The sequence below is a fragment of the Acidovorax sp. DMC1 genome, from assembly GCF_056314325.1.
Genome location: NZ_JBQUYO010000008.1, coordinates 118,344 through 131,287, shown reverse-complemented (window position 1 = coordinate 131,287; position 12,944 = coordinate 118,344). Strand labels below are relative to the sequence as shown.

Annotated in this window: 11 protein-coding genes and 1 riboswitch; of the genes, 3 read left to right on the top strand and 8 right to left on the bottom strand. The window is 67.0% G+C overall.

The features are described 5' to 3' along the window. Positions 1-41 precede the first annotated feature (41 nt). Complete coding sequence (locus tag ACT531_RS16865) at positions 42-824, bottom strand: 2-keto-4-pentenoate hydratase (protein ID WP_476018154.1); 783 nt, start codon at positions 822-824, stop codon at positions 42-44. Between the two features lie 229 nt (positions 825-1,053). Beyond that, positions 1,054-1,165: riboswitch (glycine riboswitch) on the top strand. Positions 1,166-1,260: 95 nt separating this feature from the next. Between ACT531_RS16865 and ACT531_RS16860 the strand changes: the two genes are divergently transcribed. After that, positions 1,261-2,577 (top strand): D-amino acid dehydrogenase, encoded by a 1,317-nt coding sequence (locus ACT531_RS16860; RefSeq protein ID WP_476018153.1) that lies wholly within the window; start codon positions 1,261-1,263, stop codon positions 2,575-2,577. Positions 2,578-2,640: 63 nt separating this feature from the next. On the opposite strand, the gene sorU is transcribed toward ACT531_RS16860, so the two are convergent. Then, positions 2,641-2,979, bottom strand: a complete 339-nt coding sequence (gene sorU / locus ACT531_RS16855) for a SorU family sulfite dehydrogenase c-type cytochrome subunit (protein WP_476018152.1) — start codon at positions 2,977-2,979, stop codon at positions 2,641-2,643. 1 nt (position 2,980) lies between these two features. Continuing rightward, complete coding sequence (sorT, locus tag ACT531_RS16850) at positions 2,981-4,195, bottom strand: SorT family sulfite dehydrogenase catalytic subunit (protein WP_476018151.1); 1,215 nt, start codon at positions 4,193-4,195, stop codon at positions 2,981-2,983. A gap of 220 nt (positions 4,196-4,415) precedes the next feature. Here sorT and ACT531_RS16845 point away from each other — a divergent pair, with 220 nt between their 5' ends. Beyond that, positions 4,416-5,591, top strand: a complete 1,176-nt coding sequence (locus ACT531_RS16845) for a rhodanese-like domain-containing protein (RefSeq protein WP_476018150.1) — start codon at positions 4,416-4,418, stop codon at positions 5,589-5,591. Positions 5,592-5,672: 81 nt separating this feature from the next. Continuing rightward, positions 5,673-6,998 (top strand): hemolysin family protein, encoded by a 1,326-nt coding sequence (locus tag ACT531_RS16840; protein ID WP_015015997.1) that lies wholly within the window; start codon positions 5,673-5,675, stop codon positions 6,996-6,998. Between the two features lie 55 nt (positions 6,999-7,053). On the opposite strand, the gene ACT531_RS16835 is transcribed toward ACT531_RS16840, so the two are convergent. The 5 genes from ACT531_RS16835 to ACT531_RS16815 all read right to left on the bottom strand — a co-directional run bounded on the left by ACT531_RS16835 (position 7,054) and on the right by ACT531_RS16815 (position 12,911). Beyond that, the gene (locus tag ACT531_RS16835) at positions 7,054-8,388 is read right to left on the bottom strand and encodes an FIST signal transduction protein (protein WP_476018149.1); all 1,335 of its coding nucleotides are present in this window, start codon (positions 8,386-8,388) and stop codon (positions 7,054-7,056) included. Between the two features lie 79 nt (positions 8,389-8,467). Further along, entirely contained in the window at positions 8,468-9,340 is an 873-nt protein-coding gene (locus ACT531_RS16830; RefSeq protein WP_343735661.1) for a PhaM family polyhydroxyalkanoate granule multifunctional regulatory protein, read from the bottom strand. A 106-nt stretch (positions 9,341-9,446) separates the two neighbouring features. Beyond that, the gene (locus ACT531_RS16825) at positions 9,447-9,932 is read right to left on the bottom strand and encodes a copper chaperone PCu(A)C (RefSeq protein WP_110961802.1); all 486 of its coding nucleotides are present in this window, start codon (positions 9,930-9,932) and stop codon (positions 9,447-9,449) included. Positions 9,933-9,999: 67 nt separating this feature from the next. Then, positions 10,000-10,560 carry a YcnI family copper-binding membrane protein gene (locus ACT531_RS16820; RefSeq protein ID WP_476018148.1) on the bottom strand — a complete coding sequence of 187 codons (561 nt, stop codon included), beginning with the start codon at positions 10,558-10,560 and terminating at the stop codon, positions 10,000-10,002. Positions 10,561-10,574: 14 nt separating this feature from the next. Beyond that, a complete protein-coding gene (locus tag ACT531_RS16815; RefSeq protein WP_476018147.1) occupies positions 10,575-12,911 on the bottom strand; it encodes a TonB-dependent receptor in 2,337 nt (778 codons plus the stop codon). Positions 12,912-12,944 lie beyond the last annotated feature (33 nt).

The window sequence follows — 12,944 nt, the reverse complement described above, 5'->3', positions numbered from 1 at the left end:
CGACGCTCCGCTGGCTAGCCAGGGCGCCAGGCCCTGTGCCTTTATGGCAGGTGCAACACCGCCTGCCCCAGCCCTGGAAAGTCGACCACCACCTCAGCCCCCGGCGCCACCAGCACGGTGCCGGTGCATGACCCGGTGGTGACCCAGTGCCCCGCGCGCAGTCCACCCAGGCTGCGCGCGCCTTCGTTGGCCAGCCACACCAGCAGCCGCAGCGGATCGCCCGCCGGGTTGCCCCAGGTGGCATGTTGCACGGCCACGGCCCCGTTCACCGACAAAGTCACCGCTTGCGCCAGGGGCTGTGCGGTGGCCACTTCGTCGGTGCCAGTCCCCACAACCAGCGCCCCGTGGCACGCCTGGTCAGCCAGGCGGCTCCACTCGCCCTGCTGCGCCCAGGCAGCAAAGCGGGTGTCGCACACCTCGATGGCGGCCCGCACCGACACCACGGCCGCCAGCACTTCGGCGGCGCTGTAGGGGGTGGCGCGGGCGGGCAGGTCGGCCCCCAGTTCGTAGACCAATTCCGCCTCCACCCCCATCACGGCAAAACCAGATGCAGCCAGCAACACGGGCTCGCCCGCTGCAGCCACCCACACCGAATCCCGGGTGAGCGCGGCGCGTGCCGGTTGCGCCTGGGGCGATGCAGCCCCGACCTTCCAGCCAGCGATGGGGCCACGCGCGCGCACCACCACGTCTTGCACGGCATAGGCCTCGGTGGCATCGCGCGGGCGCAGCCCTGCGGGAAAGTCCAGCGGGCGGGGCGTGCGCCCTTCCCGGGCCTGGGTGATGACGGCGGCGCTGGCGGAAGGGTCCAAAGCGGTGGGGGACATGGCAAAAACTCTCCGTGGTGCAAGGGTCGGCGGGATTATCGGCACCTTGTCCCATCGGCCCCGCCCGCTGCATCAGCAACGATTGCGCCCCATTAGCCGCCGGAGTTGATCCGGCGCACAGGCTTGCCCCCTAGAATCGGCCTCGCAGGAGAGCACGGCAGGCACAGGCCACCGCTGCACCGAAGGCGCAAACTCCCATACACGCTCAGGTCCCGTACTGCACCATTCATCAAAGCCGTCTGGAGAGCCGCCTCGCGCAACGCGAAGCGCACCGAAGGAGCAAGCCGCAGCCCGGGTGGGTGGCGGTGAATCTCTCAGGTACCAAGGACAGGGGGAGCGGCAGCCAGGGCATTCATGCGCCAGCTGCACGCTATTGAATTCATAGCTGCCTGCGCATGTTGTTCTAGCGCCAGAGCCCAGAAAGGCTTTGAAAATCATGCGCGTGATCGTTTTGGGCGCCGGCTTGCTCGGCGTGACTTCGGCTTATTTCCTCTCACAACTGGGTCACGAAGTGACCGTCATCGACCGCCAGGGCTCGCCCGGCGCCGAAACCAGCTTTGCCAACGGCGGCCAGATCTCGGTGAGCCACGCCGAGCCCTGGGCCAACCCCAGTGCGCCGCTCAAGGTGCTGCAATGGCTGGGCAAGGAAGATGCGCCCCTGCTCTTCCGTCTGCGCACCGACATGCGGCAGTGGCTGTGGGGCCTGTCCTTCCTGCGCAACTGCACACCCGCACGCATGCGCCACAACATCGAGCAGATCGTGCGCCTGGGCACCTACAGCCGCGACACGCTGCAGCAGCTGCGCGCGGCCACCGGCATCCAGTACGACCAGCGCACGCAGGGCATCCTGCACTTCTATACCAACCAAAAGGAGTTTGACGGCGCCCTGGCCCCGGCCGAGCAGATGCGCGCGCTGGGCTGCGAGCGCCAGGTGATCAGTGCTGACGAGGCCGTGCGCATCGAGCCCGCGCTGGCCCACATCCGCCCGCAGCTGGCGGGTGCCACCTACACGGCCGAGGACGAATCCGGCGACGCCAACCAGTTCACGCGCGAGCTGGCCAAGCTGTGCGAAGCGGCTGGCGTGCAGTTCCGCATGGGCCACCACATCACCGCGCTGCGCGAGGTGGGTGGCCGTATCGACCATGTGGAAGTGACCAATGCCGAAGGCCGCTTCGAGCGCGTGCGCGGCGATGCGTTTGTACTGGCCATGGGCTCGTTCAGCCCGCTGCTGGCGCAGCCGCTGGGCATCCAGCTGCCCATCTACCCGGCCAAAGGCTACTCGGTGACCATGCCGGTCAAGGACGCGGCCAAGGCGCATCAGGTGAGCCTGACGGACGACGAGTTCAAGCTCGTGTTCTCGCGCTACACCAGCGAGCGGGGTGACCGCCTGCGCATTGCGGGCACGGCGGAATTGAATGGCTATGACCGCCATCTGAACCAAGTGCGCTGCGAGGCCATCGTGCGGCGGGTGGAGCAGCTCTTCCCCGGCGCGGGCGACACCACCCAGGCGCAGTTCTGGAGCGGCCTGCGCCCCGCCACGCCCAGCAACGTGCCGCTGATCGGCAAGACCAAAGTGGGCAATTTGTTCCTCAACACCGGCCACGGCACGCTGGGCTGGACGCACGCCTGCGGCTCGGGCAAGGCGCTGGCCGACATCGTGAGTGGCCGCGTGCCCGAGGTGGAGTTTGCGTTCCAGGGGCTGCAAGGGCGCGCAGCCGGGTCGGCGCTGGTGCCGTCGCGCACGGCGGCCTGAAGCAGCGCGCGGTTGCAGGCGGTTGCAGCGAGGCCACGCTGCAACCGGTGCAAAAGGCTGCGCCTACTTGGCCGCGCCCGTGGCGTGCGCCACAAACTGCGCCACGGCCAACATGTCGTTCTCGGTCATGCGCTCTGCATAAGACGGCATCACGCCGATGCCCGCCTTGAGCGCGCGCAACACGCGGCCCGCGTCGGGTTTCAGCTCATCCAGCACCGGGCCGACCTGGCCCTCGGCACCGGCAGCCTGCAGCGTGTGGCACACGGCACAGGCGGGCTGGATCTTGGTGAACAGCTCCTTGCCGCGCGCCAGTTCGGCGGGATCGGCGGCCGCAGCCGACGTACAGGCGCCAGCGGCCCACAGCGCCGCTGCAAGGCGGCGCGCTCCGTTGCTCCCCCCCATCTCAGGCTACGGTCACGGTGACAGCGTGGTCACGCCAGCTGGCGTTGTTGTAGCCACCCAGGTTTTCCTCGCGCTGCTCGGCCTGCACATTGCCCGCCGTGTCGGTGGCGCGGCTGGCCAGCACATGGGTGCCCGCCTCCAGCCGCACGGGCAGTGCAAACTGCCGCCAGGCAAAAGGGCCCAGGTCCGGGCCGATGAGCTTGGCCGCCTGCCAGGTCTTGCCGCCGTCGGCCGACACCTCCACGCCCTTGATGCCGCGCGTGCCGCCAAAGGCCACGCCATGCACCTGCACCTGGCCGGGCTTGAGGGGGCCCTTGTCGGCCAAGGGGCCGTTGATCCAGGACTTCACGCCCATCTCCCACACCGAAGGCTGGTCAGGGCTGGCCTTGGAGCCGGGTGGTGACATGCGGTAGCCGTGCGACATGATGCGCGCCTGCGACTGCGCGCTGCCGAAGGCCACGCGCTTGACGTACTTGATGTTGTTCACGCCCTGATAGCCGGGCACCACCAGCCGCAGCGGGCCGCCATGCGCCAGTGACAGCGGCTCGCCATTCATCTCCCAGGCCAGCAGCGCATCGTCCATCGCCTTCACGGGCACCGAGCGCTCCACCAGCACCGACAGCGGGTCCACCCCCTCGGGCAGCTTCTCGCCGCCCGTACCTGTCAGGTAGGTCGCGCCGTCGGCCAGCCCGCCCAGGGCCGCCACCACGTTGCGCAGCGGCACGCCACTCCAGACCACGCAGCCCGCGGCGCCTACCGACCAGGGCGTGCCGCTGGGCTTGCTGGGGAAAAAGCCCCGGCCGTTGCCCGAGCACTGCAACACGGTGGCCACGGTTTCCACGCCCAGCGTCTTGAGCTCGGCCAGGGTCAGGCTGCGCGGGCTTTTGACCCCTTCGATGGACACCGTCCACGCGTCGCGGTTGTCCAGGATGGCCGCGTCAGGCGCGGGCAGGTTGTTGCGCACGTACAGCTGGTTGGACGGCGTGATGACGCTGGTGCCGAACGCGGAGCGCCGCGTTTCCAGGGTGCTGCTGCTGTGCACGATCAGCGCATCCGGCGACTTCCACCCTGCATAGGCGGGCAGCGGCTTGGCTGCGGGGGCGGCGGCTTGCTGGGCGCGCGCACTGCCCGTCCATCCGGCCAGGCCCAGCGCGCTCAAGGCGGCAGCACTTCCGGCCAGCATGTGGCGGCGCGGCAGGGTCATCGAATCTTTCATGCGAACGTCTCCAAAGAGTGGGTGAACAAAACCTTTCGCCCCCGATTCCCCTCGCAAGCGCAGGGCATCGGGCCAGCCCGCATTCTGTGCGGCAGCCCCTCGCATCGCACGTGCGGCGTCGTTAGCAGAAGTAACAAGAACAAAACATCGGAAACATTCGTACGCAGGTGCGGAGGCCGTGGGCATATTCGCGCTTTGTTGTGGGGAGAGGAAAAGCGCTATGAACATCATCAAAAATCGATCCTGGCGACCACTCGGGCTGCTCCTGCTCTGGGGCCTGGGTTGCAGCACCGCGCTGGCCCAGTTGACGGCGATCGTGGTCGTGGAGCCCACGGCCCGCAAGGCCGCGCACTCCATCCTGCGCACCTCGGCCGAGTCGGGCCTGTCGAAGGCGGCGGGCCAATCTGTGGCGCTGACCACCAGCGACGACCTGTCCGACGTGATGCGCGCCACCCGCAGCGCGGGCTATGACATCTTCATTGCGCCAGCCCAAGTGGCAGCATCTGCACTGCAACGCGGCTACGAACTGGTGGGCGCCACGCACAAATCGGACAAGTACCTGCTGGTCGGGCTACAGCCCATCGCCGCCGTGCCCGCCATGAAAGGCCGGCGGCTGTACCTGCCCCAGCAGGACTCGGTCTACACCTACATGGCGCGCGGCATGCTCAATGAGGCGGGGCTGTCGTTCCAGGATCTGCGGGCCGTGCAGTACGAAAAATTCCCCCAGGCGGGCCTCACGGCCCTGACCCTGGGCACGGCCGATGCCACCGTGGTGCGCGAGGACGACTGGGCCGAATGGTCGGCGGCGCACCCCGGTATCGCGCGGGTGCTGGCTACGTCGCAGCCCGTACCGGGCGGGTTCTCCATCGTGGTCAAGAAAGACCTGCCTGCGGATGCGCGCAGCAAGCTGGCCCAGTGGTTCAGCACGTCGTCCTCGGCCAGCGGCCTGCCGCTGGTCTCGGTGCGCCCGGAGGCGGTGGAATACCGCCGCGTGGCCGAGCTGGGGCTGTTCACCCCCACCAGCCTGCCTGGGGTGAACCGCATCACCGCGCGCGAAGCGCAGACCCTGCTCGCACAGGGCGCCACGCTGGTGGACACGCGCACCGAGAAGGAATTCAAGACCAAACGCATCCGGGGCGCCGTGTTTGCGGCCTACGTGGAAAAGAGCCTGAAGGACGTGGCCTTCAATGCGGCGCAGGACGACTTCCAGGCGCTGGACAAGCTACCAGGGCTGGACAAAGCCAAGCCGGTGATTTTTGCGTGCAATGGCGCCGAGTGCTGGAAGTCCTACAAGGCCGCCAAAGTGGCCACTACCAAGGGCTTCCAGTCGGTGTACTGGCTGCGCGGGGGGCTGCCCGAATGGGACGAGACCGGCTTGCCCACAGAAGGTGGTTAGGAACCTGCGCGGGGCCACTGGGCCCCTGTCCTTACAATGGGTTGCTTATCAACACCCAAGGGCGCGTAAGGCGCCCTTTGTATGGAAATAGCAATACTGTTCGCCCTCATCTTCCTCAACGGCCTGTTTGCCATGTCAGAGATCGCTCTGGTCACGGCCCGCAAGGTGCGGTTGCAAAAGCTGATTGATGAGGGCGATAGCGGTGCCGCCGCTGCCGTGAAGCTGGGCGAAGACCCCACGCGTTTTCTCTCCACCATCCAGATCGGCATCACGTCGATCGGCGTGCTGAACGGTATCGTGGGCGAGGCTGCCCTGGCAGCGCCGCTGGCATCGTGGCTGGAGCGCCTGGGCGTGCCCCTGCCCTACGGTGGCTACGCGGCCACCGGGCTGGTGGTGGTGCTGATCACGTACTTCTCCATCGTGGTGGGCGAGCTGGTGCCCAAGCGCATCGGCCAGTCGTACCCCGAGACCTTTGCGCGCCTGGTGGCGCGGCCCATCAACTTTCTGGCACTGGCCACCAAGCCGTTTGTGCTGCTGCTGTCCACGTCCACGCGCACCCTGCTGCGCCTGCTGGGCGTGAAGGAAACCAGCGGCAGCCCCGTGACCGAAGAAGAGATCCACGCCATGCTGGTCGAAGGCACTACGGCCGGTGTGATCGAGTCGCACGAGCACACCATGGTGCGCAACGTGTTCCGCCTGGACGACCGCCAGATCGGCTCACTGATGGTGCCGCGCGGTGATGTGGTGTGCCTGGACATCGATGCTCCGTTTGAAGACAACCTCAAATGCATCGAAGAGTCCGACCACGCGCGCTTCCCGGTGGTGCGCGGTGGCATGGACAACATCCTGGGCGTGATCAATGCGCGCCAATGGTTGTCGCGCACCCTGCGCGACAAGGCGCGCGGCGGCCTGGCCGACCAGCCACTGCAGACGGCGCTGTATGTGCCCGAGACCATCACGGGCATGGAGCTGCTGGACAACTTCCGCCTGTCGGACGTGCACATGGCGTTTGTGATCGACGAATACGGCGAGGTGCAGGGCATCGTCACGCTGCAGGACCTGATCGAAGCCATCACCGGCGAGTTTCAGCCGCGCGACCCCGAGACCTCGTGGGCATTGCAGCGTGAGGACGGCAGCTGGCTGCTGGACGGCCACATCCCCGTGCCCGAGCTGAAAGACCGCCTGAACCTGGATGCCGTGCCCGAAGAAGAACGCGGCCGCTACCACACGCTCAGCGGCATGATCATGCTGCTGACCGGCCGCCTGCCCAAGGTGACCGACACCGTGCAGTGGGAGGACTGGAAGCTGGAAGTGGTGGACATGGATGGCAAGACCATCGACAAGATCCTGGCCACGCGGCTGACGCCCGAGGAAAAAGCGGAGTCCGACGAGAACGGCGCGGGCTGACCGAACCCACCGGGGAGGACTGCTTGCCGGCAAGCCCCCTCTTTCCTCTTCTACATCAGGACGGTGAGGGCTCGCCGTCCACAAACACCGTCAACACGCCGGTGTAGCCGTACAGATGGTGGTGAGCAATTTCGCCCCCCGCAAAGAACCCCGCCAGAGGCACATCGCCCAGCGCATGGCGCACGATCTGCAGCTCAGCGCTGGGCCCGCCAAAATGCGGGCCGCCCCGGCCCGAGCAGCTCACATAAATCGCGCCACAGATGCGCCGCCCGATGGCCAGTTGAGCGCCAGCGGGCGTTGCGGCTCCCGGTGCGGCATCGAGGCCGCCGGGGGCATCGGACGACAGCATCGGCGCAGGCTCCAGCTCTTCGGGCGATAGCTCCTCCCGAATTTCGGCGCAGATGCGCATGAGGTCGGCACGTGCGGCCGCCACGTTGCGCTGGCAGAACGCCAGATGCATGCCGGGCTCCACATGGTCGGCCAGCGCCACGCCCCGGCGAGAACCGTCCAGCCCCAGGATATGGCGCACGCGCGTGTCGGCGCCAAAGTGGCCCGTGCGGCGCTGCCCCTGCGGTTGTTCACCGGCGTTGACCAGCCCGGCCAGCGTGGCGCGCACCTTGCGCAGCGCGGGCTGCGGGTCGCCCCCGTCGAGCGAGACCTGCAGCGTGTCGAGCAGCACATCGAGCGCGGGCTCGCCGTCGAGCGCGAGCACCACGTTGTCCTGCGCGGCCGTGATGGTGTGCAGCGCGCCCACGGGCTGGCAGCCCTGCGTGACGCGCGACACCAGCGACACGCCCGCGCCAAACGCCACGCCCGAGAGGCCGCCGTCAAACACCCCACTGGCACCGCCTTGCCCGGCGATGTTGCCGTCGCCGCCCACGGCAAACTGCACGCTGGCCGTGCGGCTGGCGCTGAGGCCGCCAAACAGATAGCCCGTGTCGGTCCGCGCAGCCATCTCGGCGAGCAGTTCGGTGAGGTCCGGCGTGTGGCCGTCGGCATGCACCAGCGCGGTGTGGGCCACAAAGCCCGTGCCGGCGTGCGGCGCATGGGCAGGCAGCGGCGCCACACCCGAGAACACGCGGTACTGGTCGGCCGGCACATCCAGCAGCATGACCGAGAGCGCGGGCTCATCAAAGTATTCGGCATTGTTGGCCGACACGCCCACCCCCACGGTGCCGCTCCAGTCGGTCACTTCCGGCAGCTCGCCGCTCAGGTAGTCGAGCAGCGCCTGGGCTTCGTTGGCGTAGTGGTCGGTGATGTAGAGCAGGCCCAGGGTGGGGGCCGATGCGTAGTCGGGCAGCGCCATCTGGGCGCGCAGCTGCGCCAGCACCAGCGCAGCGGCCATGCGCCACTGGGGGTGGGTGGCGTGGCCGGTGGGAAAGAGTTTCATGGTGAGTGTCTCCGTGCCGGGGCGGGAGGTGATGCAACGTGGCACCACCCGCGTGCTGCCGCACCCGCCCGCGTTGGCGTCAGCCCGCTCGCTTGCGGGCAGCCGGGCTGCGGGTGCCGCCGGCCTTCTTGGCGGCGGGCTTCGTAGTGGTTTTGCGGGCTGCGGGTTTCTTGGCCGCAGCTGTCTTTTTTTCGGCGCCTGCGGATGACGCCGCCGCGCGCTTGGCACCGCCCTGCATGGTCTGCATGCCCTTGGCGGCAAACTGGCTGGCCATGCCGGTGGCTGTCTTGAGGGCTTCCTTGGCCAGGCCGGTGGCCATGTTCTTGGTGGTGTCGATGGCAGTCTGCTTGGCCGCGTCCTTCATGGCGTTGGCCGCGATCTGCTGAAACTGGCTGGTGAGCGCACCCCACCACTGCATCGGGTCCACCACGGCGGGCTCGGCCGCAGCCGCAGTCTTGCCCTTGGCTTTGGGCTTGGCCTTGGCAGCCGGTGCAGGCTCGGCGTCGGCCTCGTCCGGGGTTTCCTCTTCAGCGGCGGCGCGGCCTGTGACGCGGGCCGCCGCGCCAGCCACGGCCTCGGCGGCGCCAGTCACGGTGTCGGCGGCCTTTTGCACGCCACTCATCACCGTGTCGGCGGTCTTGAGCTTGAAGGCGTTGGCCACATCGCCCATGCTGAAGTTCATGCCCTTGAGCGTGGCCAGGGTCATCTTCTGCACCTCCAGCGCCTGGATGGTGGCGGCCAGCGCGCGCGAGTTCTGCTCCAGCCAGAACTGCACGGCCTTCAGCTCTTCAATGCGCTTTTCCAGCTCTTCCACGCTGATGGTGGGGGCCACCCAGTTGGAGAGGTTGGGCAACTGCGGAATGCTGCTGGACGCCCCCTTGGCCAGGCTTTGCAGAAAGTCAAAACCGGGGACGAATTTGCCGAAACCGAAGTTGTTGGATGTGTCGCTCATGGCCGCTCCGCGAGAGGTGGGTCGTTGGAACCTGCTCCAGGTTCTTGAGGAGGCACAGCTTACTCCAATGCGTTGCGCCCGCGAAGGCGCTGCGGCCGCGGGGATCTCAGTGTTTGTGCCCATCCATCATGCTGCCTGCCGTGGCGCCGCCGGGTGCGGAGGTGCCCACGGGCACCGTCAGGTTCAGCTTGCTTTCCACGCCCTTGGCGTCCTGGAACACCAGGGTGAGCGGCACCGTGCTGTCCTTGGCCAGCGGCGCCTTCAGGTCCAGCAGCATGACGTGGTAGCCGCCGGGCTTGAGCTCCACCGTCTTGCCCGCCGGCAGGTCCAGCGCGGGCACGGCGCGCATCTTCATGATGTCGCCTTCCATCTTCATCTCGTGCACTTCGGCCAGGCCGGCTGCGGGCGACTCGGCGCGCACCAGGCGTGCGCCGTCCTTGGCCGTGAGGCGCATGAACGCGCCCGTGGCCTTCTGGCCCTGCACGCTGGCGCGGGCCCAGGCGCCTTCGACCTTGACGGCGGCGGTCTGCGCCCATGCAGGGGCGCTGAGCAGTGCAGCAACGATAGCGGCGGTGTGAAGCAGTGTTTTCATGGTGAATGTCTTTCGGTTGGCTCAAATAAAAGAGGGATAGAGGGGGATGAGGGGCTGGGCCCGACTGTCAATGATTGTGGGCAGCCGCGCCACCGCTGGGCAGAATCTCCAGCGCTGCCGCAGGGGACTTGAGGTCTGACAGCTTCTGGCCCGCCTGGGGCACATCCACCCAGTCGTTGCGGCCTTCGGCGCAGACCTGGCGCACGGGCCAGTACACGGTGCCTGCTTGCTCGGGGGCAGTGGCGACCAGCACGAACTCGTCGTAGTGGGCGCTCTGCAGCATGTCGTCTGCGGTCTTGGCCGTCCAGGTCACGCGCACCACGTCTTCGGTGATGCTGCGGCCATGGCTGGTGTACGGCTGTGCCAGCTTGTCGCGCTGCACGTCGAGCGTCCAGCCCGGCTTGGGCATGGGGCGCGCGCCGCGCATGCCTGCGGGGATGTCCACCACCACCTGCCGCGTGGGCGATGCGCCGCAGCCGTGGCCCACCTTGAACGCGGCCTTGTAGCTGGCGCCGGCCGGTGCCACCTGGTATTCGAGCACCACATGGGCCGATGCAGTGCCAAACAGGGCGGTAGCGCTAGTCAAACATGCGGCAGTAGCTATCTTTTTCATAGTATTCAACAACATGGGAAGTATTCCTTTCAGAGGGAGACCTTCAACTCAGCCATGTAGCTGCGCTGCGGGTAGGGGTGGAAGTTCCAGAACTGGTAGTTGTTCAGGTTGTCGATGCCCACGGCGGCGCTGACCGCTTTGGTGATCTGGTAGCGCACGCGCACATCGGTGGTGAAGTAGCTGCTCGCGCCCTGGTAGGCAAAACCGTTGGGGTCGCTGTTGTCGAGCGTGCTGTATTGCTTGCCGCTGTAGCGCGCGCCCAAGGTGTACGACCATTTGTCGTCGGGCCGGTAGGTGGCTACGGCGGTGGCGCGCCACTCGGGGATGCGTGGCTGCCATTTACCGACGCTGGCCGGGAACTTGTCGTTCTTCGTGATCTTGGAGTCCGTCCAGGTCAGGCTGCTGCCCAGCTCCAGCCCGCGCACGAAGACGTTGGTGGCCTGGTACGACAGCTCCAGGCCCTTGGTACGAATCGCGTCCACGTTCTGCACATTGGTCACGTTGGGGGTCACGAGCACATTGGTCTGCGAGTACAGCGCGTCCTTGGTGCGCTCAAAAAACGCGGTCAGGCGCAGCAAACCGCTGCCTAGGTCCCGCTCGGCCGTCAGCTCGGTGGTCCAGCTCTTTTCGGGGCGCAGGTTGGGGTCGTTGTTGATGAGCGTGCCGCTGCCGCTGATGCCGCCCTGGTACAGCTCAGACACCGTGGGCATGCGTACGGCGCGGCCTGTCGATGCCTTGAGCACCCACAGGTCGCTGGCCTGGTAGGCCACGGCCGCCTTGGGCGAGACATAGGTCTCGTTGCGCTCGGGGTGACCCACGGTGGTGGTGGCGTTGCCCGTCTGCCCGTTGCTGGCGCTCCAACGCTCGGCGCGGGCGCCTAGTACGGCCTTCCATTGGGGTGCGATCTTCCAGGTGTCTTGCGCCCACAGGCCCAGCAACTGGGTGTCGCCATTGAAGGCCTGGTTCCGGGCGCCTGCGGCTCCGTTGATCCAGTTCGTCGTGGCGTTCTCCACCGTGCGCAGCTGGTAGCTGTCGCGCTGCAGGCCAAAGTCCACGATGTGCGCGCCCAACACCCCATCGGGTCGCCAGGTGCCCTTGGCAGCCAGCGTGTTCCAGCCCGTGCCCTTGCTGTTGACGATGCGCCCTGCCCCGCCGTTCAGCGCCGCAGGCAGTGCGACGGTGGCGGCGCGCAGGGTGTCGGTCTGGTAGTCGTACAGGCTGGCGGCTACCTCCCAATCAAACACGCCTTGCGTGCGGCTCTTGACCGACAGGCCGTGCATGAAATGCGTGAGGTCTTCGTTGGAAACGTTGAAGTCCGTCGGCGTGAGCGCAAACGAGCGGCCATTGATATTGACCGTGCCGCTGTAGACCGCATTGCCGTTGGCATCGCGCAGGTAGCTGGCGGGGCGCCCTTCGGATTCGTTGTGCCACCAGCCGAAGGTGTAGGCGGCCCGCACAGTGGGCGAGAAGTCGTAGAAGATCTTTGCCTTGATATGGTCTTGCTGCGTGTGGTATTGCGTGGCGGTGCCCAGCAGATACCAGGGCTGGTTGCTGCGGTTGTTGTCCAGCACCGCGCCCGTCACGGGTGTGCCCGCACTGCCCACGGTGCCTGCGGACACGAGGCGCGTGGGGAAGGTGAGCGGCTGGCCTTCGCTGTCCGTCTTGTTGAAGTTGAGGAACCAGGACCAGTCGCCATTTTTATTGCCCACCGAGGCGCTGACCTGCTTGCCGCCGTAGGTGCCGTTGGTGTTGTACAGGTCAAACGGCTGGTGCTGGTAGCTGACCTGCCCGTGGGCCTCGAACTTTGTGGGCATGCGCGTGACGTAGTCCACCACCGCGCCCACCGAGTTGCCCGCGTACGCTGCTGAGAAGGGGCCGTAGAGCACGTCCACGCGCTCGATCTCCTCGGGCGTGACCAGCATCCAGCGTGGAGCGTTGGTAGGGCCGTTGCCCAGGTAGTTGGAGAGCAAGATGCCGTCGGCAAACACCATGGACCGCGCCGGGTTGCCCGTGCCCGATGCGCGGGTGGACAGCACGGCGTGGTTGTAGTCGCCGATGTAGCGCTTGCGCACCAGCAGGCTGGGCAGGTACTTGAGCGCGTCTTCGCTGTCGGTGGCGTTGATCGAATGCTCGATCTGCTCGCGCGTCACGCCCTCGATGGTGGTGGGGATCTGCGTGGGCAGTGAGGTGGGCTGGCCAGCGCTTATGGTGACCACGCCCAGTTCCTTGACCGGGGCATGGCTGGTAGTGCTGCTGCCATTGCTGTCAGCGGTCTGGGCGAATGCGGAAGAAGCCCCGGCATATGTGATGCCCAGGACGATGGGAAAGGCACTGGCCACGGCCAGCGCCATGCGGCTTTTGCGCATGGAAACTCCTGAAAATCAAACCAAATAGGCCGC

What these genes read in the sequence shown, in the direction of transcription:
- ACT531_RS16865 (WP_476018154.1), bottom strand. Translation starts at nt 824, where the DNA reads ATGTCCCCCACCGCTTTGGACCCTTCCGCCAGCGCCGCCGTCATCACC.
- ACT531_RS16860 (WP_476018153.1), top strand. Translation starts at nt 1,261, where the DNA reads ATGCGCGTGATCGTTTTGGGCGCCGGCTTGCTCGGCGTGACTTCGGCT.
- sorU (WP_476018152.1), bottom strand. Translation starts at nt 2,979, where the DNA reads ATGGGGGGGAGCAACGGAGCGCGCCGCCTTGCAGCGGCGCTGTGGGCC.
- sorT (WP_476018151.1), bottom strand. Translation starts at nt 4,195, where the DNA reads ATGAAAGATTCGATGACCCTGCCGCGCCGCCACATGCTGGCCGGAAGT.
- ACT531_RS16845 (WP_476018150.1), top strand. Translation starts at nt 4,416, where the DNA reads ATGAACATCATCAAAAATCGATCCTGGCGACCACTCGGGCTGCTCCTG.
- ACT531_RS16840 (WP_015015997.1), top strand. Translation starts at nt 5,673, where the DNA reads ATGGAAATAGCAATACTGTTCGCCCTCATCTTCCTCAACGGCCTGTTT.
- ACT531_RS16835 (WP_476018149.1), bottom strand. Translation starts at nt 8,388, where the DNA reads ATGAAACTCTTTCCCACCGGCCACGCCACCCACCCCCAGTGGCGCATG.
- ACT531_RS16830 (WP_343735661.1), bottom strand. Translation starts at nt 9,340, where the DNA reads ATGAGCGACACATCCAACAACTTCGGTTTCGGCAAATTCGTCCCCGGT.
- ACT531_RS16825 (WP_110961802.1), bottom strand. Translation starts at nt 9,932, where the DNA reads ATGAAAACACTGCTTCACACCGCCGCTATCGTTGCTGCACTGCTCAGC.
- ACT531_RS16820 (WP_476018148.1), bottom strand. Translation starts at nt 10,560, where the DNA reads ATGTTGTTGAATACTATGAAAAAGATAGCTACTGCCGCATGTTTGACT.
- ACT531_RS16815 (WP_476018147.1), bottom strand. Translation starts at nt 12,911, where the DNA reads ATGCGCAAAAGCCGCATGGCGCTGGCCGTGGCCAGTGCCTTTCCCATC.